We start from the raw sequence: 22,366 nt of genomic DNA, 5'->3' as shown, positions 1-22,366 counted from the left end.
TAGCTATCAATTCGTCGTCTTCAACACGAACCTCCAAGGGAGGCGTTCCTATGACAGCATTCGCAAACGTCCTCACCAGTGGTGTTGAAGCCCTCGGCCGGGCCACGTCCCGCCGTTTCAATCGCACCGGCGTCAAAGCCTGACGCCATCTGCTGCGATAAACGGGTCGCCCTTCGTGGCCTGATCTTCAAAAACACCCCCTGAACCAACCGATCCAGACGACAGCACAATTGCGTCCTGCCGCCCGGATTCCAACCCGACTCAACCTTTGGACGCGTTTCCGGGCGGGATAACTCGACTCGAGAAATGTCTCCAACAACATGGAGCCAGTGCGCCTCTGCGCGCCTGGGTGACGACGATGTCGCACGTAAACATGCAAGCCGAAGGCGCAATCCTTCGCGTCTCCCTTGATACGCTTGTTGCCGAACACGGCAAATGGCGCGTGGTAACAGCAGCTGTAAAAGCTATGGTCCGCGGCAGCAACAGGGTGCAAACAGTCCACCCGCAAGACCTGTCCAATGTCATCCGCGCGGACATCGGGCTGCCCTTAATCGTGGACCCGCCTAGTATGCCGACGGTGATGATGGTCTACGCACGGCCATAACCGTCGGCGCATTCACGGGACGCAAAATTGGCCTTCCCGCCTTTGTTGGAAAAGCGGGGAGGCTCATATTCATCAGGGACGAACAAATTTGGCGCGCTGGGCCTCTATCGGTGCACGGCAATGGCAGGTTTCGATATGGTCATTGACCATGCCCATGGCCTGCATAAACGCATAGCACGTGGTTGGGCCAACAAAGGAAAAACCACGTTTTTTCAAATCCTTGGACAGCCTTATGGAGTCCGGAGATGTGGCCTGGGCACTCAGCGTTTCCCAGGAATAATCGACTGGCCGATCTTCGGGACGCGGCTCAAAACTCCAGAAATAAGCGGCAAGGGTGCCGAACTCGTCGCGCAGAGCCTGCGCGCGGCGCGCATTGTTTATTGTCGAGACGATCTTGCCCCGGTGACGCACAATGCCCGCATCGGCCACAAGCCGCTCGATATCTGCGTCGTCGAACGCGGCGACCTTGTCGATATCGAAACCGGCGAAGGCTGCACGAAAGTTCTCGCGCTTGCGCAAGATGGTCAGCCAGGACAGTCCCGACTGAAACCCTTCAAGACAAAGTTTTTCGAACAGGCGCGTGTCATCGGTTACAGGAAAGCCCCATTCCGTATCGTGGTAGGCTTGATAAAATTGATCTTTGCCCGGCCAGGGGCAACGGATTGGCTCGATATCGCTCATGGAATCAACTCGCAAACGGTTGAGTAACTATAGGTGTGGGGCAAGTTTTAACCATCCCATTTGACTCAATCTTTGCCGGTTGCAGGCAGGATCGCTCCAGTTTTCAAGCTGGACACGAGATGCCAATGATCCGCCTCGCCCTTGCTTTCACTGCCCTGCTTATGATGGCCGCACCAATTCAGGCCGGCTCAGGCTATCGCGGCTATCTCAATGCGATGTTCGGGCCACCGCCGGGAATGGTTCTGACGCCGGACACGCCCCAGACCATGCTCGAGTACCAGACCGAGTATGTCAGCCACCCCATGTGGTTGCGCCAGGTCATCAGCTACAGGACCAGCGAGGCCCCGGGCACAGTCATCGTCGATACCCGCCAGCACTACTTGTTTCTGGTGATGCCGAACGGCAAGGCGATGCGATATGGAATCGGGGTTGCACGGACCGGGTTCGAATGGAGCGGTACGCACAGGGTGAGCGCCAAACGCGAATGGCCAAGCTGGACGCCGCCGGCGGAGATGCATGCCCGCCAGCCGGGATTGCCGCAATTCATGCCAGGAGGGCCGAACAATCCGATGGGCGCAAGGGCGCTGTATCTGGGTTCGACCCTCTATCGAATCCACGGCACCAATGAGCCGTGGAGCATCGGGCGGTCAGTCTCATCGGGCTGTATCCGCATGACCAATGAGGATGTGATCGATCTTTATGGCCGCGTCCCCGTCGGGGCCAAGGTGGTCGTGGTTTAGGCTCGGCAACCCAGGTCGCCGGGCCAAGAGCTCGCGTGTTCGATCCGAAGCGGATTGAGCGCTTACGGTTCAGGCCGCATGAGGGATGTTGAACCCCTTATCGGCATAGTCCTTGAGCTTGTTTCGAACCGTACGGATCGAAAGCCCGAGGATTGCGGCGGCGCGGGTGCGATTGCCGTTGGTTTGTCGCAGCGTGGCGAGAATCAGTGTTCTTTCCACTTCGGCGACCGGCAACCCGACCATAGCCTCCGCCAGTTTGGCGTTTGGAGCAAAGTCGTACACTGCACGTCCTTTCTGAGCCCCCATACGCTTGGCTAACGCGCTAAGGGTTATCCCTTATGGTTAACAAAGCCTTAAAATGGGCGATCACGAATTGCGCGCGGCCCGTCGAAGAGCCTGAAACCTGCATGGAGGAGGAGTGGTACCGTCGCCCCGAATTGAACGGGGGACCTCTAGATCCACAATCTAGCGCTCTAACCAACTGAGCTACGACGGCATGGTGACGGACATCGCGACGCTTGCGGCAGCGTCGTCCCGAAACGCGGCGGAACATAGGTCGAGATCGTATCAAAGACAAGGGCGCTTGTGCAGACAATTACAGGTTTTTTGATCACCGGCGAAGTTGCCCGCCTTAACCATTTCCAACCTTTGAACGCACAAGAATGGCGCTAGACATGGACCGGCTGGCGGAGTCCCTATATTTAAGGTTTCGTCAACCATCGCCCCGGACCGGGACGAGGCCCGACATACGGACATGACATGACGCTCGAGTGGACTAGCCAAGAACAGGCCCAAACCGTGACGCGGTACAGCGATGACCAGCGTCCGGCGTGGCTGTGGCCCGTCGATAGCGCACATGCGGCCTGGACAAACCGGGCTGCCGGACTGCTTGGCGCCAAGATCGAAGACGACTCACTGAAAACGCTGGATCCGGCCATGCCCGTGAAGGGCCAGATCGCCCGGATCGTGCGGCTTGGACTGATGGGACGTTCGACCCTGTCGCGCATGCAGTTCCTGGCCGGTCGCAAGCCGCTGTCTGCAACCTGCCATTGCACGCCGCTTCGGCTGGCCGATGACAGGCTCTACCTACTGGTGGTTGGTGTCGATCCGATCAGCGATGAGGTTATGGCCGCCGCTGGCGCAACCGCGCCTGACGCGGAAACCCATGAAAGCGAAGCGATTCCCGGACCGGTGATGGAAGCGCATCTGGCTGAAACGCCCCCTGCTCCTGAAGGCGAGACGCCCGAGCCTGCGGATGGTGTCGTCGCGGACAGAGAAATCGACGAAATCGAAGTCGATGGCCTTGCGGCGCTTGTCGACAAGCTGGCTGGCCATGAACACCTTTTCGACCCTCTCGATTCGGAAGACGACGCACCGTTTGATGGCGCGGTTCCAAGCCGTGACTTTGCCGGAATCGCGTTCGATGAGACCATCGAGGCGGCCGAAGGCGAAGATAGCTCGGATTGGGATGAGGAAGATCCATTGGCTGTCGAAGAAGCAGCGTTTGCTGCCGACGGGAGCCAGGAGGATGGGGCGGGCCGTACCGGGCTTTGGCAAATCACCGGTCGTGGACTGAACGTGACGCGCATCAGCTATGATGATGATGACGACCAATCGGCTGTCGAGGAGATGGTCGAGCACGATGACGATGAGCTTACGGATCCTGTAACGGACGATACCGAACGAACCACACGTTACAATTTTGACGAGCTTTCGCGCATCCTGACCGACAGAGTGAACCGGGACGACTCACCTGCACCGGCGCCCGTGCCTACGTCACCGCAACGATCGGGCGGGGAGCTTGTAGCGCTTAGCGAAGAAGCGCTTGTGCTCAATCGACTGCCGATCGGCATCCTTATTTTCCGGGACCAGGAAATCCTGTTTGCCAATCGCGCATTGGTCGATCTGACCGGTTATGAGAACGCGACGACGCTGCGCGGGCTTGGGCTTTCGGCGATCTTTCCCACTGTCGATGGCGGTGAACCGGCTGGGCCCGTGAGCCACCTGCTACGCCGGGATGGAGAAAAGATATCGGTCAATGCAAGGCTCAATGCCGTCACGTGGCAGGGCCGCCCCGGCTTTATGCTCTCGGCCAGAGCCAATGATATCGAGCCATTGCGAGAAGCCGAAGTCGGCCAGTTTGCGTCGCTGTGGTCCAAGGTCGCCAATTTCGAATTTGTCACTGCCGACCGCGCCGGGCTGATCGCAAGTTTTGAAGGGCGTGGGACCGACGGGCCGGGTGTCGACATCGGGACGCCGCTTACCAATCTGATCGCGCAGAGCGAGCATTCGGCGCTGCGGCAGTTTTTGAGCCTGCCGGCTCGCTATGCTGGTGGTGTTCGGCCCGCGGTCTCGCTCAAGGCGAAACGGGCCGGGCACATGCTTACTCTTTTCGCCGAGGGACGGGCCGGCATCGTATCGGGTTATTTCGGGCTGCTTGGACCAATCGATGGGAAAGCCGTTGCACCCGGCCCCCGCAGCGGCCTTCCCACGGCAACGCTAAGCCGGATAACGCGAGGTCTGCGGCGTCCGCTCAACACGATTTCTGGTTTTTCCGAACTGATTGCCTCGGAATCGTTCGGCCCATTGGCCAATCCACGCTATCTCGAATATGCGCGCGATATCCGCTCGGCGAGTGGGGAAATCGGCGACCTTGCCGACGAACTTGATGACTATGTGCGGCTCGCCGAGGGTGAACTGGCGCTCTCGCCAGCCGATGTCGATATCGGCACGCTTCTGGCCGAAAGCCTCGTGCGGGTGCGCGGGCCGGCGGGCAAAGCCCGCGTCTTGCTGCGCAGCGCGATAAGCGAGCGCCTCCCCTATGTTCGGGTCGATGCCGCAACGCTCAAACAGGCTGTGCTCAACATGCTGGCCAGCGCCATAAGCGAGGGCAGCCAAGGCTCCAAGGTGGTGCTGTCTGGACAAGTCGAGGATGACGGATCGGTGTCGATCCATGTGCGCGACGCCGCCAAGGCGCCCAATGCCCTTGCGGAACGCTTCATGGTGTTTCGCGACGGGGTGGCCGCAGACGGCAGCGAACGCAAGCCAACCCATTCGAGCATTGGGCTGACGCTGACCCGTTCGCTGGTAGCGGTCAATGCCTGTTCGCTCAGCCTCGCACCGGCAAGCGAGAGCGGAACATTGATGACACTGACCATCCCCTCGAGCCTCGTGGTGAAGGTATGACATTGTGCGTTCTTGACAAGCATGGGTCCTGTCGGCCTTAACTCGCTGCCATGAGCAAACTCGAACCAATCCTGAGGATGGAAAACGTCTCGCGCTTTTTTGGCAGCGTGGCAGCCCTCGATGGAGTGTCGTTCGACATCGCCGCTGGCGAAATCGTGTGTCTTGTGGGCCATTCAGGGTGCGGAAAATCGACTTTGCTGCGCACCATTTCTGGCGTCGACCACATTGATAGCGGAACGGTGGTTCTGGCCGGCAAGACTGTGAGTGGAGCTGAAGGGTTCGTCGAACCCGAAAATCGCAGCATCGGCTTCATGTTTCAGGATTACGCGCTGTTTCCGCATCTGACGGCACGCCAGAATATCGGGTTCGGCCTCAAGGGGATGAGCCGAAAGGACGTTGCGGCCCGAGTCGATGACATTCTCGATCGGCTGGGCATAAGCGCGTTGGCCGAGAGATATCCGCACATGCTCTCGGGTGGCGAGCAACAGCGCATTGCCCTTGCACGCGCCCTCGCGCCGCAACCGCGCATATTGCTTATGGACGAGCCGTTCTCCAATCTCGATCGGGGATTACGCGACACTATACGGCGCGAAACGCTGGCCCTGCTACGCCAACTGGGAACGACTGCGGTCATCGTGACCCATGATCCCGAAGAAGCGCTGGCTATCGGCGACAAGGTCGTCTTGATGCACAAGGGGCGGGTGATCGAAAGCGGCACCGGCGATGCCATTTACAGTTTCCCCCAGACGGCCTATGCGGCCGCCTTCTTTTCCCAGATCAACCGAATTCCTGCACGCCGCACGGGAGATTGGCTGGACAGTGCGCTTGGACGCTTCCCCGCACCATGCGGCAGCTCGGGCCAGGTCCAGTTGTTCATCCGCCCACAGGCGCTCACAGTGAGCGCGGATGGCGCAGATGCCAAAGTCTGTGCACGAATCTTGCTGGGCGAGCTTGAAGAAGTCACCCTGGAAGTTGCGGGTCTTGAAGATCCAATCGTGATGCGCACAAGCGCACGGCGCGGATTTGCCGTGGGGCAGGACATCAAGATCAGCGTCGACGCAAAGGACGTTCTGGTATTTGCGGCTGATGAGACCGCCCGATCGGCCCTGCCCCGCGTTCCGATGGCAGCGGAATAACAGCAAGAGATATCAATAGCTTAGAACGATTCTAAACTGGGCCTGAAATTTCTTGACTCAGTTGATCAGCTATGAGTAATGCCGGGTTGGGCGCGTTTTGGCCTTCGGCGCCCCTTGATGAAAACAAGCACCAAGGGATCAACCAATGACACGATTTCTGAAGACCCTCTCGGCAGCCAGCATCCTGGCGCTGGGCGCAGCCGCCCCCGCACTGACCCAAGAGGTCAACATCTATACAACACGTGAGCCGGGCCTGATCCAGCCGATCCTTGACGCCTTTACCGGAGAGACCGGCATCGCCGTCAATACTGTCTTTCTGCAGGACGGGCTGATCGAGCGGGTATCGGCCGAAGGCGAAAGCTCGCCTGCCGATATCCTGATGACAGTCGATTTCGGGGCTTTGATCGATCTGGTCGATGCTGGCCTGACCCAACCTGTCCAGTCCGACGTTCTCGACGCAGCTGTGCCGGAAGCCTTGCGCGATCCCGAAGGCAATTGGTTTGCCCTGTCTGGCCGGGCGCGTGTGCTCTATGCAGCAAAAGACCTCGATCTCGACAGCTTCACCTATGAGCAGCTCGACGACGAAGAGTGGCGCGGACGTCTTTGCATTCGCTCGGGCCAACATCCCTACAACACAGCGATGTTTGCTGCCTACATGGCGAAATATGGCGAAGAGGAAACGCGCACCTGGCTTGAAGGCATCAAGGCCAATCAGGCACGCGTTGCAGCAGGTGGCGACCGCGATGGCGCGCGCGACATTGCAGCGGGCATTTGCGATATCGCCATCGGCAATTCCTACTATGTGGGCCTGATGACATCAGGGGCTGGCGGTGAAGAACAGCAAGCATGGGCAGACGAAATGAAGGTTATCCTGCCGACATTTGAAAACGGCGGCACGCTGGTCAACATTTCAGGCGCCGGCCTGGCCGCGCATGCACCCAACCATGACCAGGCTGTCCAGCTTCTTGAGTACCTCGTCTCCGATGATGCCCAGAAGCTCTATGCAGAAGCCAATTTCGAGTATCCGGTTTCAGCTTCTGCCCAGGTTCATCCGATCATCGCCGCGTTTGGCGACCTTGAAGCCGACGATTTGTCACTGACCGAAGTGCTGCCGTTCCGCACCCGGGCCAGCGAGCTGATCGACGAAGTCAATTTCGACACTTTCGAAAACTAGGACATGCGCGGCGGGGTAACCCGCCGCGCCTTGGTTCATGGCAACGCTAGTCGCAAGCCGCCCTATGGGACGGCGTCGCATCAAAATTTCGCTTTGGGCCGCGATGGCATTTGCCGCCGCGGTTCTTGCGCTGTTGCCGGTAGCCACGATTGCCTTAACAGCGATAGCCGACACCGGTTCGCTCTGGTCTCACGTTCTCACACATATCCTGCCGCAAGCCACCTGGAACACAGCAATCCTGCTGCTGGGCACCGGCGTAATCGCGACCTGCGTGGGCACGGGCGCGGCGTGGCTGGTATCGGCCTATGATTTCCGCGGGCGGGGCGTGCTCGAATGGGCGCTGCTGCTGCCTCTGGCCGTGCCGACATACATCATGGCCTATGCCTATCTCGACGTGCTTAGCCCCCTCGGTCCCATTCAGGGCGCGATCCGTTGGGTGCTGGGATATTCCAGCCCGCGCGATTTCAGGCTGCCCGATATCAGATCGATGTGGGGCGCCATACTGGTTTTCGGGTTTGTGCTTTACCCGTATGTGTATCTCACGACACGGGCGATGTTTCTGACCCAGGCGGCAAACCTTGTTGAAGTCTCCCGCACGCTGGGAGTCAGCCGTAGCGGGATCTTTTGGCGCGTGGCACTGCCACTGGCGCGTCCTGCGATTGCCGTTGGTGTATCGCTTGTGCTGATGGAAGCCCTCAACGATGTGGGTGCCGCGCAGTTTCTTGGCATCCGCACGCTGACGGCATCCGTCTATACCACCTGGATCGTTCGCACTGATCTGGCGGGCGCCGCCCAGATTGCTATAGCCATGCTGGCCGTGGTCATTGCGCTAATCGTTTTCGAACGCTGGGCACGCCGCAACCAGCGTTTTGCCGCCAGCGCCCAACGCGCCCGGCCCATGCCACCACGGAGGCTTAGCGGTCTCAAGGGTGCAAGTGCATTTGCTCTGGGCTTTTTGCCGATCCTTATCGGGTTTATGGGACCGGCCATCTATCTGGTTCTCGAAGCGATAAAGCGCATCGAATTTGCCGGGTTCTCGCCGGCACTGATACGCGCGACGATCAATACGGTTTCGGTTTCCGCAATCGCAACTGTTGTCGTTCTGGTATTTGGCTTCGCGATTGCTTACGCGGCGCGGCTGGAGCCCGGGCACAAGACCTCGATTGCGGCGCGCATTGCAACACTGGGATATGCTGTGCCAGGAACGGTTCTGGCCATCGGCATCCTGATTCCCGTCGCCGCGTTCGATCGGACGCTGGACGGGTTGATGCGCGAGTGGACCGGAATTTCCACGGGGCTTCTGCTTTTGGGCTCGGGCGGCGCGCTGATCTATGCTTATACAACGCGATTCCTGGCGATATCGGCCGGCGGGATCGAAGCGGGGCTAAGCCGCATACCCACTTCATATGACCACGCCGCACGCACGCTGGGCCAAAGCGCCACCGGCACGTTGTTCAAGGTTCATCTGCCGCTTTCTCGAACCACACTGACCGCAGCCGGACTGTTGGTGTTCGTCGACTGCATGAAGGAATTACCGGCAACGCTTTTGTTGCGGCCACTCAATTTCGAGAGCCTGGCAACGTTGCTTTATGGCGAGGCGGCGCGTGGCACCTACGAAGATGCCGCGCTGGCAGCGCTGATTATCGTGGTGATCGGAATCCTGCCGGTTGTGCTTCTGGCGCGAACCGGACGGGGCGACCACTAGCGCTATCGAGCGCCTTTCGGCTGACGCCCGAAATGCTCCAGATCGACATCCATAACGCTCACAACCGGCTTAAGATTTGGGCTTGGCCGGGGCTTTGCGGGTTGCCGGTTTTTTGGTCGCCACTGTTTTGACAGTGCCGGCTTCAGGCGTTGCCGCAGCTTTAGCAGCGGGCTTGCGCGCAGGCTTGGCGGGCATTGCGACAGCTCCCGCAGAGCCCACCACACCCGCGTCGGGTGTTCCCTCCGTAACAGGGTTGGCCGGCTTTGCAGACTTTGCCGATTTGGCGGCAGCCGGCTTGGTTTTCGTCGCGACGCCGGCCAGAAGCGGGCGACCCTCTTCATCGAAGCGATGGAAGAGTTCGCCTTTGGGCGAGAAGCTGATCTGGGCGCCCGATTTGTAAGGTGTCTTGCCATCCTGACGAACGATTACAGCCTCGGGCTCGCCGATATCGACATAGATGTAGCTGTCCGAGCCGAGATCCTCGGAATAAATGACCTTACCCGACCAGGCGCCCTTTCCTGCAGGCACGATTTCCATGTGCTCGGGCCGTACGCCAACCGTGGCAGCCTTGTAACCTTCTGCGTTCTTGCCGGTTAAAAAGTTCATCTTGGGCGAACCGATGAAGCCGGCAACAAACAGGGACTGGGGTTGGTCGTAGAGCTCCATTGGCGTGCCGACCTGCATCACCACACCATCCTTAAGCACGACGATCCTGTCCGCCAGGGTCATTGCTTCGACCTGGTCGTGGGTGACATAGACCATTGTGGTACCGGGCAGGGATTCCTTGAGCTTGGCAATCTCCATACGGGTCGCGACGCGCAGGGCGGCATCGAGGTTGGAGAGCGGTTCGTCGAACAGGAAGACCTGCGGGTTGCGCACGATGGCGCGCCCGATGGCGACGCGTTGGCGCTGGCCGCCCGAAAGCGCCTTGGGGAGACGTTCGAGATAGGGGCCGAGTTGCAGCATTTCGGCTGCGGCCTCGACCTTCTTTTTGATTTCGTCCTTCGGCGTACGGGTCAGCTTTAGCGAATAGGCCATGTTGTCGAACACACTCATATGCGGATAGAGCGCATAAGACTGGAACACCATGGCTATGCCACGTTTGGAGGGGGCAACATCGTTGACGACCCGGCCACCGATTTCGAGCTGGCCGGAGGTAATGGTTTCAAGACCGGAAATCGTGCGCAGCAGTGTCGACTTACCGCAACCCGAAGGACCCACGAAGACAACGAACTCACCGGACTTGATATCGAGATTGATATCCTTGAGCACTTCGACATTGCCGTAGCGCTTGTAGAGATTGGAAATCTTCAGGTCAGCCATCGTTCCTCCCCTGGACAGTTCCTGTCCTAGACTATGCGTCCAATATAGGCCCCGAACGGGCCGAAACTCAATCGACTGCCCTCCAACTGGGCATCGGCACCCGGCGCGCCCGCATCTTCGAGCGCCATGCCCTCCGGGACGTCGAGCGTGACAGGCTCGGAGCTCATATTGAAGGCACAGAACAGCTTGTCCTCTCCCACAGCACGGGCGAAGGCGAGAACCGTCTCTGGCGTTGCCGCAACCAACTCAAGGTCACCTTTGACCAAAACCGGGTGTTCGCGCCGAAAACGCAAGATGGCGCGATAGAGCGAGAGAATCGAATTTGCAACATTGTCCTGCTGGTCGACAGCGTAGGGCAGATGCTGGGCCGGCACCGGAAGCCAGGGACGATTGGCTGTCGAAAACCCGCCATTGCGAACGTGCGACTGCCAGACCATAGGCGTACGGCAACCATCCCTGCCCTTGAACTCGGGCCAGAACTCGATGCCGTAGGGATCGACAAGATCGTCATAGGCAATTTCCGCTTCGGTCAGCCCAAGCTCTTCGCCCTGATAGATGCAAACGGAGCCGCGCATCGTCAGAAGCAACAGCGCGGCCTGGCGGGTCAGGCGATCCTCAAAACCGTGCGGCGCCCAGCGACTGACATGGCGGACGACGTCATGATTGGAAAAGGCGAGACAGATCCAACCTTCAGGCGCCTTTTCCTGAGTCAGCCTCAGCGCATCGCGGAAATGGCCCGCAGCATAGTCGCCCCCGAGGTAATCGAATGTGTAGCACATGTGCAGCTTGTCGGTGCCCGAGGTGTATTGGGCCATGACTTCAAGCTGGTGCTGGGCGTCGCCGATCTCACCGACGGCGGTGGTGCCGGGATATTCGTTGAGCAGCGCGCGAACGCGCTTGAGGAAGGCAATGTTTTCAGGCTGGCTCTTATCGTAGAGGTGTTCCTGGAGATTGTAGGGATTGACGGCGGGCGCTGTGGAGGCGTTGAAATCCTCGGGCTTGACCGGCGGATTGTTTTCCAGCCCCACTGAGTGGAAATAGAAGTTGACGGTATCGAGACGGAAGCCATCCACGCCACGCTCGAGCCAGAAGCGCATTTCGCCAAGCAGCGCATCCTGAACAGCTGGGTTGTGAAAGTTCAGATCCGGCTGAGAGGTCAGAAAATTGTGCAGGTAATACTGCATGCGCCGACCATCCCAGTGCCATGCAGAGCCTCCAAAGATCGAGAGCCAGTTGTTGGGCGGACTGCCATCGGGTTTTGGGTCGGCCCAGACATACCAATCGGCGCGTTCATTGGTGCGCGAAAGGCGACTTTCAGCAAACCAGGGATGGCGGTCCGATGAATGCGAAATCACCTGATCGATGATGACCTTGAGACCTAGCGAATGAGCTTTTTCCAGCAGCCGGTCGAAATCTTCAAGCGAGCCGAAGGTGGGATCGATATCACGATAGTTCGAGACGTCGTAGCCGAAATCCTTCATGGGCGACGTAAACACGGGGGACAGCCAGATGGCGTCGACTCCCAGATCGGCAACGTATTCCAGCCGCGACGTGATCCCGACGAGATCGCCGATGCCGTCAGTGTTGTTGTCCTGAAACGAGCGTGGGTAGATCTGATAGATCACCGCACCGCGCCACCAGTCCCGGGCTGCGGAAGATGTGTCTTCGGGATGCACGAACTGACGTGACTCGGTCGCAAAATAACTCATCGCCGAGTGAACTCCCCTAAGCGAGATCACGGCATGGGTTTTCCCATGTCCGCGAATGTAAAACCCTGTTTTCAAAGTGCCCGCAGGGACACGCCAAACGCCCTTAATACTTGTATCCAAAACGTTTTGGCTTAGAATCCTTACGCTGGCGCCACGGTTGGCGTCAACCGGCTCTTGCATTGTCCGACGCAATATTGTGCAAGAGGCGACAATGCCCTGTCAGGCTGAATTCGCTGACCGCCGCTAATGCACCAAGCCGGACCGGCTCGTGAGCTTTTTGGCGCAATTTGCCGGTGTGCGCTTTCGCATGTAATCGCAGCGCGCGGTCGCGTGAAACTGGCAATGTGGGCGACGGGGCGAAGACAGGATAAGGCGCTTGGGTGGGGAGCCCTAAAAAGACCATGACGACAGGCTCGAACCGGTCACGCAAGCATGCCGGAACGCTGAACAGGAACGTCACGATCAAGGATCTGGCGACCGAGCTGGGCGTTTCGATCACCACGATTTCGCGAGCGCTCAACGGTTATACCGATGTGGGCGAAAAGACCCGCAAGAAGGTTACCGATGCAGCCCGTCGGCTTGGCTACACGCCCAACCGAAACGCGCAACGGCTCGTAACGCAGCGCAGTCATTCGATCGCCTGGGTCCAATCGGACGACGACAACAAATTCGTCGACCCTCATTTCGTTGAAGTGATGGCCGGTGTTTTGCGTGAAGCGAGGAACGATCACTACGACATCGTCATGACCAGCGAGACACCCGAGCGCCAATTGGCCGCCTATGAACGCTATGTCAGTGACGGGAGCGTCGACGGGTTTATCGTCGACCTGCCCCGTCCCAACGACCCGCGCATAAATTTCCTGCTCGAAGCCAATGTGCCGTTTGTCGTGCATGGCCGCGAAGAGCGGCAGGAGCGTTATGGTTGGGTGGACGTCGACAATTACGGCAATTTCTACAATCTGACCAAACTGATCCTGGCCAATGGGCACAAGCGTATTGCCTTTATCAATGGTGACGAGCGCTTTCTGTATGCGTCGACCCGGCGCCAGGCAGTCTATGATGCGGTGCGCGATCTCGGGCATTCTCCCGACACTGTGACCTATCTCGAGGGCACGCACCCAATGGTGGGCGCTGGCTTCCAGCTTACCGAACTGGCCCTCGCCGACCCATCGGTAACGGCATTTCTGTATTCATCGATCCTGCTGGCGACCGAAGGGCTAACTGCGGTTTCCCGCGCCGGGCGCATCCCTGGACAAGACGTCATGATTGCCTCGATGAATGACGAGCTGCAGTACCTGAATCTCGGACTGGTCGAGGGCCAGATTACTTACGTCCACTCATCATTGCGGGCCGCCGGTCGCGCGTTGGTGGCCGAGGTGATCAGGCAATGCGAGCGCAAGAAAACGAGCGGTACGCTTATCCCTTCCCTTTTCGATCTCGGCGACGGGGTCTCCGGTGACGCTATCGCCGGCCGTGTTCACTTCGCATAAAAAAAGGCCGCCCTGGTGGCGGCCTTTTTGCTCTATGATTGTGTCTTCAGCCGCCTTTGACCGACCCGGCCAGCAGGCCGCGGACGAAATAGCGCTGCAGCGAGAAAAACACGATCAGCGGAACAACGATCGAAACGAACGCGCCAGCTGTCAGGATTTCCCAATTGTCGCCGCGCGAACCGAGCAGCTCACGCAGACGCGCAGTAAGGACAATCTGGCTCTCGTTGTTGCCCAGGAAGACAGTTGCCACCAACAGATCATTCCAGGTCCAAAGGAACTGGAAGATGGCGAAGGACGCCAACGCTGGAAATGAGAGTGGCAAGACCATCGTCGTGAAGATCTGGAAATGGGAGGCCCCGTCCATACGGGCGCTCTCCATGATCTCACGAGGCAATCCGGCCATGTAGTTGCGCAGCAGATAGATGGCTAGAGGAAGACCGAACCCGGTATGGGCAAGCCATATCCCCAAATATGTCTTGGACTGCCCCCCGGTGATCCCTGCGATACCATTATACATGCGCAGGAGTGGGATCAGCGACATCTGAAGCGGCACGACCAGCAGACCGACCACAAGCGCGACAATGAGCCCGCGCATTGGAAACTGCATCCACGCCAAGGCATAAGCCGCAAAAGCGGCAATCAGTATCGGGATGATCGTTGCGGGTATTGTCACTGTGAACGAGTTGATGAAACTGCGACCGATGCCGTTCGATGTCAGCACTTCGGCGTAGTTTTCCAGCGTGAAGGTGGGGGGAATGCCCGTTACCGCAAAAATACGCGCCCGGTCATGATCGAACGGGGTTTCGGAAACCCATTCATAGCTGCCATCACCATTGACCGTGATCTGGCCACCGATGCGCATCTCAAGCGTTTCGCCGACTTCGGCCTCGCCCGGGTTGTTGATCGATGAGCCGAAGCGCACGATGGTCCGGCTGTCACCTTCGGGCAAAAGATTACCACGGATGACGTATTGGTCGCCCTCCTGCACCTGATCGACCGCAGTTGGCAGTGCCAGAGCCTCGTTGCCCTCGGACGTAACCAGTGCTTCCCACCAGCCGGAAATGCGCAATTGGTCCTTGTCACGAACCGAAGAAATAAGCAGACCGGCAGTAGGCACAGTCCAGACAATAACGAGAAACAAGAGTGCGAGCTGGGCGACAATCTTGCCGACCGAAAGGCGTGCGAGCCAAGACGAACCACTCTGGGCTACAGTGCGTTCACCAGGCATAGCTTGCGTGATCGTGGCCATTAGCGGGTTGCCTCCTCACGGTTTGCCTGGCGAATGTTCCAGATCATTATAGGAATGACGGCGAGCATGATGCAGATGGCGATCGTCGAAGCGCGGCCAGAATCGCCGCCGCCCCTGAACATCCAGTCAAACATCAAATTGGCCAGAACCTGTGTGCTCCATTGGCCATTGGTCATGGCCAAAACAATATCGAAAACCTTCAGCACCACGATGGTGATCGTCGTCCAGACCACGAGAATTGTGGGAAAGATCTGCGGGATCATGATGTCAAAGAAAATGCGGACATCGCTGGCGCCGTCGATCCGAGCCGCTTCGAGCGTTTCCTCTGGAATACCGCGCAGGGCAGCGGAGAGAATGACCATTGCAAAGCCGGTCTGAATCCAGACCAGGATGAACATCAAAAGCAGCGAGTTCCAGAACGGAATGGTAATCCAGGCCTGCGGCGTGCCGCCGAACATCTGCACAATGGCGTTGAGAATGCCGATCTGATCTGCATCGGGCCCCCGAAAATCATAAACAAACTTCCAGATGACCGAAGCGCCAACAAACGAGATGGCCATCGGCATGAAGATCAGCGATTTGGCGACATTTCCCCACCATATGCGGTCTGCCAGAACCGCAACAATAAGCCCGAACGCAGTCGATAGCGTGGGGACGACGATGAGCCAGAGCAGGTTGTTGAAAACCGATTGGCGGAAACCTGAATCGTTGAAGGCCCAGACATAATTGAACAGGCCAACGAAGTTCGAGCCGGTGCGATCAAAAAAAGTTAGCCGAAGCGTTTCGACGACGGGAAACAGAAGGTACACGCCCATAAAGAACAGGGCGGGAAACAGGAAAAGCCACGGACGAATTGCAGTTCGCCTTCGGTCCTGGGTCGCCGAAGCAACCCCATCGCCCGCCGTGCTGGTGCCGAGAGAGCGGTCCAATATCCAGTTCGATCCCCAGAAATAGGCCAGACAGGCAGCGACACCGCCGACGACGGCCAAGAGCGCACCCAAAAACTGTTGTACCATCCAACCCCTCCCCCGAGCGCTTGCGCCGGGTAGCTTGTCTAATTCGAAAGCCCGGCGCCAGAGGCGCCGGGCCAACTCAAGCCTTGATTAGTCCAGAGCGTCCCAGGATGCCTGGATCTCATCGGCAACCGACTGGGCATCCTCACCACCCAGGAAATTGACCATGCCTGTCCAGAACGACCCTGCACCCACAGCGCCGGGCATCAGATCGGATGCGTCGAACCTGAAAGTATCGGCAGCGAGAAGGATCTCGGTCTGTGCACGGGCTGCATCAGACGCGTAAGCGTCGAGGCTGACACCGGTGTGCGGTGTGAGCATGCCGGCGCGGCCCATCCAGATCTCGTTGGCCTCTACGGTCTTGAGATAATCGATGAAGGCGTGCGCCGCATCGTTCTCATTGGTGATGGCGAAGAGTGTGCCAGCGCCAAGAACCGGGTTGCCCAGATCCTTTTCGGCATAGGACGGGAAGTAGAAGAAGTCAGCGTCCACGCCCATCTCAGTGCCTTCAGGGAAGAAAGATGGGATGAAAGATGCCTGGTGATGCATGTAGCAGCGCGGCGGAACCGAGAAGAGTCCGGCAGGGCTGTCACGGAAATCAGTGGATGCAGCGGCAGCCCGGCCGCCATCAACCCAATCATCCTGTGTGAACGTGCCAAACGCTTCGATCGCTTCAACGACCTCGGGTGCGTTGAAGGGCATTTCGTTGGACACCCACTGGTCATAGACCGAAGGCTCATGCAAGCGCAGCATCAGGTCTTCGACCCAGTCGGTGGCGGGCCAGCCTGTAGCAGCCCCTGACCCCAGACCAACGCACCAGGGCGTGCCGCCATCAGCGACGATCTGTTCGGACAACGCAAGAAGATCTTCCATGGACTCGGGAACGTCATATCCCATGTCGGCAAAATTGTCCGGCACGTACCAGACCAGCGATTTCACATCGACCTTGTAAAAGAATCCATAGAGATGGTCTTCGCCACCCTGATCGGCATAGGTACCAAGATCGACCCAGGACTGTCCGGCGGCGTAGTTGTCGAGAACCCATTGTCCGGTGTCATCGCTGAGCGGTGCAAGGTAGCCGCGCGATGCGAGATCGGCTGCAAGACCGGGCTGAGGAAAGACGGCGATGTTTGGCGCCGATCCGGCCTGCGTATCGATGACGATCTGCTGTTCGAAGCTGTCGGAACCCGAATACTGGACGTTCGCGCCAGTTGCCTCTTCAAAGGGCGCGATGACGGCTTCGAAATGCTCCTGATCCTCGGTCAGCCAAGGACCGAATACGGTCAATGTCTGCCCCGAAAGGTCCATCGCTGCGATGTCTTCCATCGTGACGGCGGACGCTCCTGACGCTGAGGCGAGCAGAAGGGCAGAGGCCGAAATTCCGGCCAAAAGAGTTTTGTGCATGTAGTCCTCCCATAGCACATTAAGGCGCAATTTACGGCGCCCATTCGCCGAATACGACATTCCAAAACGTTTTGGCAACCAAAACGTTTTTGCCGCCCCTTTTAGCAGTATGGGCTTTGTCGTGCGGCCATTCGAGGGTTGCACAAAGCCATTGGTTTGCCAAGCGGGTAACACCGGATTGCAAAGGCCGACACCAGGCCAGATCCGCCTCCGCTCGTAACTCATTTACGGTTCAGAGCACCGGGAAAACCGCCGTTGCGCCAGAGCGCCGCCGGAGCCGATAGGTGCGTCCCTGTCCGGGAGATCTCTAGGCGACCTGGGTGCGATTGGCGCCGGTGAGAAGGGTTTGGAAGGCGCGATAGGACGATTTTGGCGTGCGCTTCTGGGTCTTGTAGTCGACATGAACCAACCCGAAGCGCTTGTTGTAGCCTTCGGCCCATTCATAATTGTCGAGCAGCGACCAACCGAAATAGCCGCGCACATCGGCCCCGCGCCTTTGGGCGGCAAGCACGGCGCCTAAATGACCGTCGTAATAGGCCACGCGGCGCTCATCCTCGATACCTTCGACTTCGGCCATACCGTTTTCAGTCACGTAGAGCGGCAGGTTGGTGTAGTCGGCCGCAATGCGTGTGAGGATTTCTTCAAGGCCCTCGGGAAAGATTTCCCAGCCGATATCGGTTTTTTCGAGTGGGCCATCAACTTTGCGTAGCGGGAAGGCTCCACGTTCGGGAGCATGTTCGTACAGGCCCCGTGTGTAATAATTGACGCCGAACCAATCGATGGGTGTTGAAACCACCAACATGTCGTCGGCGAAGTCATCGGGCATGTGCGGCGAGAAATGGGCGAGAACATCCGCGGGGTATTTGCCCTTGAACAGGCCGTCGAGGTACCAGCGATTGAAGATACCATCCCATAGGCGTGCGGCGCCCATGTCCTCGGGCTTGGCGCTGGCGCCCTGCGCGACTTCGAAATTACAGACGATACCGAGATTCTTGCCGCCTTCGGCGCGCATGGCGTTGATGGCCGTACCATGAGCAAGCAGAACGTGGTGGGAGGCTCGCGCCGCAGCGCGAATATCGCGATAGCCGGGGGCGTGAGCACCGAGCATATGGGAGAGGAATGCTACGCACCATGGCTCATTGATAGTGGCCGTGGCCACAAGCCGGTCGCCGAATCTCTTCTGGATCATCACTGCATAGTCGGCGAACCAGCCGGCAATATCGCGATTGAGCCAGCCGCCCCTGTCCTGCAGCGTACTGGGCAGATCCCAGTGATAGAGCGTTGCAAAGGGTTTCAGCCCCCGCTCGAGCATGCCGTCAATGAGGCGATCATAGAAATCGACGCCCTTTTGATTGACCGCACCGGCACCCTCGGGGATCAGACGTGGCCAGGCGAACGAAAAGCGATAGGCATCGAAGCCGCCATTGGCCAGCAAGTCCAGGTCCTCGGGCCAACGATTGTAGTGATCGCAGGCAATCTTGCCGGTTTCGCCGTTGTGGACATTGCCGGGGGTCGTCGAAAATGTATCCCAGATCGATGAGCCGCGGCCATCTGTCTGGCCACCTTCGATCTGATAGGCGGCCGTTGCCGCGCCAAACAGGAAATCGTCGCCGAATTCGGCGCGTTTATGACTAAACATGTTCGGCTCTCCGCCCAGAGTTCGATTTTTGTAATCGGTTACATTATGATTAGCAGCGTTTTGCCGTTTTGTCATCATGGGGCGCATCGCGCTGGTTCAAACGATTTCTGCGCGGGTGAACTTGGCAGCTATTTGCTCTGCGATGGCAATAAATGCCCGGGCTTCCGGGCCTTCTCCACCCGCAACTGCTGGCGTCCCTGCATCGGCGCCTTCGCGGATCGACATGACCAGCGGGATCTCGCCAAGGAAGGGAATGCCCATCTCGGCGGCAGCATTTTTTGCGCCACCATGGCCAAAGATGTTGTAGCGATTGCCGGTATCGGGAGCGATAAAATAGCTCATGTTTTCCACGATGCCGAGCACTGGCACTTTGGTCCGCCTAAGCATGTCGATAGCTTTTTGGGCATCGATCAGTGCCAGATCCTGCGGTGTGGAGATGATGATCGCTCCAGCCAGTTCAACCTGCTGAACCAGTGAAATCTGGATATCGCCGGTACCGGGCGGCAGATCGACAACGAGGACGTCGAGCTGTCCCCAATCGGTTTCGCGCAGCAATTGACGCAGCGCCGAGGTTGCCATGGGCCCGCGCCAGACCACCGCCTGCGTGCCGGTAAGCATTGGGCCGATGGACATGGCCTTGAGGCCATGGACCTCAAAAGGCTTGAAGATGCCATCGTCCCGCACCGCGGGTTTGCCTTCGATACCAAGAAGTTTGGGGAGGGAGGGACCATAAAGATCGGCATCAAGAATACCGACTTTCAGTCCCTGCCGCACAAGTCCGAGTGCTATGTTGACCGCACAGGTAGATTTGCCGACACCGCCTTTGCCCGACCCGACGGCAAGGATGTGCTTGATGCCGGGGACTGCGGTTTTGGGCGGAGGCCCGGGGCGCGAAGATGCGCTTTTGGGAGCGGCCTGCGCCGGCGCTTTGTCACCAGTGAGCGAAACCATGACCTTACGGCCGTCGGCTGCCTGCTGCGCGGCCTGTTCAGCAGCTGTGCGGGCCGGTGCGAATGCCTTTTCCATACCCGGAGATACCGAGATGGCGAAAGCAACGGCGCCCTTGGTCACAATGATATCGGACAGACCCGGGAACTCGGCAAGCGAAGACCCGCCAGGCACCTCGATGGTGCCCAGCGCGTCCTGGATCTTTTTGCGTACGATATCTTCGGTCAAGTCAGTCTCAGAGGATCGACTGCCCCGTGGATTTCCAATCCTTGACGAAAGCGTCGAGGCCTTTGTCGGTCAGGGGGTGGTCAGCAAGCTTCTTGAGCACACCCGGCGGAATTGTCGCCACATCCGAGCCGGCAAGAGCGGCATCGGAAACGTGGTTGGGCGAACGGATCGAAGCGGCCAAAATCTGGGTATCGAAACCGTAATTGTCGTAGATCACCCGGATGTCGGCAATCAACTGCATGCCATCGAGGTTGATGTCATCGAGACGGCCCAGGAACGGCGAGATGTAAGTCGCGCCGACCTTTGCGGCGAGCAGCGCCTGATTGGCCGAAAAGCAAAGCGTGACATTGGTCTTGACGCCCTTGTCGGTCAACGACTTGCAAGCCTTCAAGCCAGCCAGCGTCAGCGGCAGTTTGATGACGACGTTATCGGCGATCTTACCCAGCACGTCAGCTTCGGCCATCATGCCATCATAATCGGTAGCGGCGACTTCTGCGGACACGGGCAGGCCCGGCAGCAGATCGCAGATTTCCTTGACCACTTCCTTGAAATCGCGGCCCGATTTGGCCACCAGCGATGGATTGGTGGTGACGCCGTCGAGCAGACCTGCTTCGTGCAGTTCGCGGATTTCGCTAATGTCGGCGGTGTCGACGAAGAACTTCATTTTCTCCCCCTTGGGATAATACTTTGGTCTAATGACCAAGGTGTAACATGGAATGGTTGTGCCGCAACAATGGCCTTTCGAGTGCCAGGCGTTATCGTGTCGCACCAACTATGGCATCGGCGAGGCGCTGAATGCGTTCGTCAGCCAGGCCAGCGATGTTTATGCGGCTGTCATCCAACATATAGACAGCATTTTCGGCTTTTAAATGGTCAACAGTCTCAACGCTCAGTCCCAGAAGCGAAAACATGCCGCGATGTTCGGCAACGAAATCGAAATCGGAACTGTTCGAGCGCGAACGGATAGCATCCGCAAGGGCTTGGCGATTGGCGATCATGCGGTTGCGCATGGCCTCCAGCTCTGCCTTCCACTCAGCACGCAACTCGGCGTCTTCGAGGATGATGCGGACGATTTCAGCGCCGTGATCGGGCGGCTGAGAATAGGCGCCGCGAATGACGTTGAGCATCTGGGAGTTAGCGATATCGGCCTGGGCTGCATCCTTGCCCACCACGATGGCGCAACCGACGCGCTCACGGTATATGCCGAAATTCTTCGAACAGCTCGTCGCGCAGACGAACTCCTCGATTTCGGCAGCTAGCGCACGCAGACCATAAGCATCTTCGTCCAACCCATCGCCAAAGCCCTGATAGGCCATGTCGACCAGCGGAAATGCGCCAGTGCGCTTGAGCGAAGCGATGACCTGGTGCCACTGATCATGGTCGAGGTTGGCGCCTGTCGGATTGTGGCAGCAGCCATGAAGCAAGACGACATCGTTTTTGCCCAGCGTATCGAGCTTGGCCAACATATCGTCGAACCGGACCTTGCGAGTCTCTGGATCGAAATAGGGGTAAGCCGCGACCTTAAAGCCTGCCTGTTCGGCCATAGGCTTGTGGTTGGGCCATGACGGGTCGGAAATCCAGACCGTCGCGTCGGGATTGGCGCGCTTCAAAAGGGTCAACAGCACCCAAAGGGCGCCAGTGCCGCCGGGCGCCTGAGCGGCGCGAACGCGATCGTCTGACACCGCGCCGTCGAGCGCGAGATCAACCATGGCTTTAGCAAAGCCCTTGTTGCCGGCAACCCCGATATAGGATTTGGTTTTCGAGTCCGAAACAACGCGGGCTTCGGCTTTTTTTACCGCGGTCATGATGGGCGTATTGCCCCCGTCGTCCTTGTAGACGCCGATACCGAGGTCGATCTTGGCTGGCCGATCGTCGGCTGCAATCTCGGCCATCAGTGCAAAAATCTTGTCCTGGGGTGCCTTGGAAAGGGTCTCGAACATTCTCGCTCTCGAGCTTGGATAGGGAAAAGGCGCGCGGTCTTTATAGTTTCCCCCGACGCTAATGCAATGGCCGGTGGCATCGAGACGGCGGAATGGTTTTGCGAAAAACAGCCAAACCTAGAACTGGCACCCGATCGGAGCGTCGCGGAAAAGCCATTACCGCAAGCCATGATGAAGACGGCGGCGGTCCTCCCAGA

Annotated in this window: 17 protein-coding genes, 1 tRNA gene and 1 pseudogene; 7 read left to right on the top strand and 12 right to left on the bottom strand. The window is 58.5% G+C overall.

Going from position 1 to position 22,366, the window contains the following annotated elements; translation table 11 throughout:
• The first annotated feature begins 358 nt into the window (after nucleotides 1-358).
• Nucleotides 359-604 carry a hypothetical protein gene (locus ACN0TA_RS03815; RefSeq protein ID WP_417579967.1) on the top strand — a complete coding sequence of 82 codons (246 nt, stop codon included), beginning with the start codon at nucleotides 359-361 and terminating at the stop codon, nucleotides 602-604.
• Between the two features lie 72 nt (nucleotides 605-676).
• Here the strand turns inward: ACN0TA_RS03815 and ACN0TA_RS03810 are convergent, their stop codons facing one another.
• Nucleotides 677-1,285 carry a DNA-3-methyladenine glycosylase I gene (locus ACN0TA_RS03810; RefSeq protein WP_417579965.1) on the bottom strand — a complete coding sequence of 203 codons (609 nt, stop codon included), beginning with the start codon at nucleotides 1,283-1,285 and terminating at the stop codon, nucleotides 677-679.
• A gap of 119 nt (nucleotides 1,286-1,404) precedes the next feature.
• Between ACN0TA_RS03810 and ACN0TA_RS03805 the strand changes: the two genes are divergently transcribed.
• On the top strand, nucleotides 1,405-2,025 hold the full coding sequence (locus ACN0TA_RS03805; protein ID WP_417579963.1) for a L,D-transpeptidase: 621 nt from the start codon (nucleotides 1,405-1,407) through the stop codon (nucleotides 2,023-2,025).
• 69 nt (nucleotides 2,026-2,094) lie between these two features.
• Here ACN0TA_RS03805 and ACN0TA_RS03800 read toward each other — a convergent pair whose 3' ends face one another.
• Nucleotides 2,095-2,307, bottom strand: a complete 213-nt coding sequence (locus ACN0TA_RS03800) for a helix-turn-helix domain-containing protein (protein ID WP_417579961.1) — start codon at nucleotides 2,305-2,307, stop codon at nucleotides 2,095-2,097.
• Nucleotides 2,308-2,444: 137 nt separating this feature from the next.
• Nucleotides 2,445-2,521, bottom strand: a tRNA-His gene (locus tag ACN0TA_RS03795).
• Nucleotides 2,522-2,784: 263 nt separating this feature from the next.
• Between ACN0TA_RS03795 and ACN0TA_RS03790 the strand changes: the two genes are divergently transcribed.
• The 4 genes from ACN0TA_RS03790 (at nucleotide 2,785) to ACN0TA_RS03775 (ending at nucleotide 9,226) form a co-directional block, all read left to right on the top strand.
• A complete protein-coding gene (locus ACN0TA_RS03790; protein WP_417579959.1) occupies nucleotides 2,785-5,211 on the top strand; it encodes a PAS domain-containing sensor histidine kinase in 2,427 nt (808 codons plus the stop codon).
• A 50-nt stretch (nucleotides 5,212-5,261) separates the two neighbouring features.
• Nucleotides 5,262-6,347 (top strand): ABC transporter ATP-binding protein, encoded by a 1,086-nt coding sequence (locus ACN0TA_RS03785; protein ID WP_417579957.1) that lies wholly within the window; start codon nucleotides 5,262-5,264, stop codon nucleotides 6,345-6,347.
• Nucleotides 6,348-6,492: 145 nt separating this feature from the next.
• Nucleotides 6,493-7,521, top strand: a complete 1,029-nt coding sequence (locus ACN0TA_RS03780; protein WP_417579955.1) for an extracellular solute-binding protein — start codon at nucleotides 6,493-6,495, stop codon at nucleotides 7,519-7,521.
• Nucleotides 7,522-7,624: 103 nt separating this feature from the next.
• Nucleotides 7,625-9,226 (top strand): ABC transporter permease, encoded by a 1,602-nt coding sequence (locus tag ACN0TA_RS03775; RefSeq protein WP_417579953.1) that lies wholly within the window; start codon nucleotides 7,625-7,627, stop codon nucleotides 9,224-9,226.
• Nucleotides 9,227-9,553: 327 nt separating this feature from the next.
• Here ACN0TA_RS03775 and ACN0TA_RS03770 read toward each other — a convergent pair.
• Nucleotides 9,554-10,549 (bottom strand): annotated as a pseudogene (locus ACN0TA_RS03770) (ABC transporter ATP-binding protein); the annotation flags it as partial.
• 26 nt (nucleotides 10,550-10,575) lie between these two features.
• The gene (locus tag ACN0TA_RS03765; protein WP_417579951.1) at nucleotides 10,576-12,258 is read right to left on the bottom strand and encodes an alpha-glucosidase family protein; all 1,683 of its coding nucleotides are present in this window, start codon (nucleotides 12,256-12,258) and stop codon (nucleotides 10,576-10,578) included.
• 401 nt (nucleotides 12,259-12,659) lie between these two features.
• Between ACN0TA_RS03765 and ACN0TA_RS03760 the strand changes: the two genes are divergently transcribed.
• A complete protein-coding gene (locus ACN0TA_RS03760) occupies nucleotides 12,660-13,748 on the top strand; it encodes a LacI family DNA-binding transcriptional regulator (RefSeq protein ID WP_417579949.1) in 1,089 nt (362 codons plus the stop codon).
• Between the two features lie 46 nt (nucleotides 13,749-13,794).
• Here the strand turns inward: ACN0TA_RS03760 and ACN0TA_RS03755 are convergent, their stop codons facing one another.
• From ACN0TA_RS03755 to ACN0TA_RS03725, 7 genes are all read right to left on the bottom strand, one after another.
• Nucleotides 13,795-14,997: an ABC transporter permease subunit gene (locus tag ACN0TA_RS03755; RefSeq protein ID WP_417579947.1), complete on the bottom strand. Its 1,203-nt coding sequence runs from the start codon at nucleotides 14,995-14,997 to the stop codon at nucleotides 13,795-13,797.
• On the bottom strand, nucleotides 14,997-16,013 hold the full coding sequence (locus ACN0TA_RS03750) for a carbohydrate ABC transporter permease (RefSeq protein WP_417579945.1): 1,017 nt from the start codon (nucleotides 16,011-16,013) through the stop codon (nucleotides 14,997-14,999). Before ACN0TA_RS03750 ends, ACN0TA_RS03755 begins: the two co-directional genes overlap by 1 nt.
• 87 nt (nucleotides 16,014-16,100) lie before the next feature.
• Nucleotides 16,101-17,414 carry an ABC transporter substrate-binding protein gene (locus ACN0TA_RS03745; RefSeq protein ID WP_417579943.1) on the bottom strand — a complete coding sequence of 438 codons (1,314 nt, stop codon included), beginning with the start codon at nucleotides 17,412-17,414 and terminating at the stop codon, nucleotides 16,101-16,103.
• 307 nt (nucleotides 17,415-17,721) lie between these two features.
• Nucleotides 17,722-19,053, bottom strand: a complete 1,332-nt coding sequence (locus ACN0TA_RS03740; protein ID WP_417579941.1) for a GH1 family beta-glucosidase — start codon at nucleotides 19,051-19,053, stop codon at nucleotides 17,722-17,724.
• A 96-nt stretch (nucleotides 19,054-19,149) separates the two neighbouring features.
• Nucleotides 19,150-20,229, bottom strand: a complete 1,080-nt coding sequence (locus ACN0TA_RS03735) for an Mrp/NBP35 family ATP-binding protein (protein ID WP_417579939.1) — start codon at nucleotides 20,227-20,229, stop codon at nucleotides 19,150-19,152.
• 7 nt (nucleotides 20,230-20,236) lie between these two features.
• Nucleotides 20,237-20,893, bottom strand: coding sequence for a fructose-6-phosphate aldolase (gene fsa, locus ACN0TA_RS03730; protein ID WP_417579937.1), 657 nt, complete (start codon nucleotides 20,891-20,893; stop codon nucleotides 20,237-20,239).
• Nucleotides 20,894-20,984: 91 nt separating this feature from the next.
• Nucleotides 20,985-22,169 (bottom strand): aromatic amino acid transaminase, encoded by a 1,185-nt coding sequence (locus ACN0TA_RS03725; protein WP_417579935.1) that lies wholly within the window; start codon nucleotides 22,167-22,169, stop codon nucleotides 20,985-20,987.
• Between the last annotated feature and the right edge of the window lie 197 nt (nucleotides 22,170-22,366).

Origin of the sequence: Pelagibacterium sp. (assembly GCF_048264985.1) — a bacterium.
In the GTDB taxonomy this organism is placed as follows: domain Bacteria; phylum Pseudomonadota; class Alphaproteobacteria; order Rhizobiales; family Devosiaceae; genus Pelagibacterium.
Note: the sequence above shows the minus strand (reverse complement) of the source record. Positions and strands in the feature narration are given on the sequence as shown.

Excerpts from the sequence above, each read along its gene's own strand:
- ACN0TA_RS03745 (WP_417579943.1), bottom strand. The coding sequence starts at position 17,414 with ATGCACAAAACTCTTTTGGCCGGAATTTCGGCCTCTGCCCTTCTGCTC.
- ACN0TA_RS03760 (WP_417579949.1), top strand. The coding sequence starts at position 12,660 with ATGACGACAGGCTCGAACCGGTCACGCAAGCATGCCGGAACGCTGAAC.
- ACN0TA_RS03810 (WP_417579965.1), bottom strand. The coding sequence starts at position 1,285 with ATGAGCGATATCGAGCCAATCCGTTGCCCCTGGCCGGGCAAAGATCAA.
- ACN0TA_RS03815 (WP_417579967.1), top strand. The coding sequence starts at position 359 with ATGTCGCACGTAAACATGCAAGCCGAAGGCGCAATCCTTCGCGTCTCC.
- ACN0TA_RS03775 (WP_417579953.1), top strand. The coding sequence starts at position 7,625 with ATGGCATTTGCCGCCGCGGTTCTTGCGCTGTTGCCGGTAGCCACGATT.
- fsa (WP_417579937.1), bottom strand. The coding sequence starts at position 20,893 with ATGAAGTTCTTCGTCGACACCGCCGACATTAGCGAAATCCGCGAACTG.
- ACN0TA_RS03765 (WP_417579951.1), bottom strand. The coding sequence starts at position 12,258 with ATGAGTTATTTTGCGACCGAGTCACGTCAGTTCGTGCATCCCGAAGAC.
- ACN0TA_RS03790 (WP_417579959.1), top strand. The coding sequence starts at position 2,785 with ATGACGCTCGAGTGGACTAGCCAAGAACAGGCCCAAACCGTGACGCGG.
- ACN0TA_RS03785 (WP_417579957.1), top strand. The coding sequence starts at position 5,262 with ATGAGCAAACTCGAACCAATCCTGAGGATGGAAAACGTCTCGCGCTTT.
- ACN0TA_RS03805 (WP_417579963.1), top strand. The coding sequence starts at position 1,405 with ATGCCAATGATCCGCCTCGCCCTTGCTTTCACTGCCCTGCTTATGATG.
- ACN0TA_RS03780 (WP_417579955.1), top strand. The coding sequence starts at position 6,493 with ATGACACGATTTCTGAAGACCCTCTCGGCAGCCAGCATCCTGGCGCTG.
- ACN0TA_RS03725 (WP_417579935.1), bottom strand. The coding sequence starts at position 22,169 with ATGTTCGAGACCCTTTCCAAGGCACCCCAGGACAAGATTTTTGCACTG.
- ACN0TA_RS03740 (WP_417579941.1), bottom strand. The coding sequence starts at position 19,053 with ATGTTTAGTCATAAACGCGCCGAATTCGGCGACGATTTCCTGTTTGGC.
- ACN0TA_RS03755 (WP_417579947.1), bottom strand. The coding sequence starts at position 14,997 with ATGGCCACGATCACGCAAGCTATGCCTGGTGAACGCACTGTAGCCCAG.
- ACN0TA_RS03750 (WP_417579945.1), bottom strand. The coding sequence starts at position 16,013 with ATGGTACAACAGTTTTTGGGTGCGCTCTTGGCCGTCGTCGGCGGTGTC.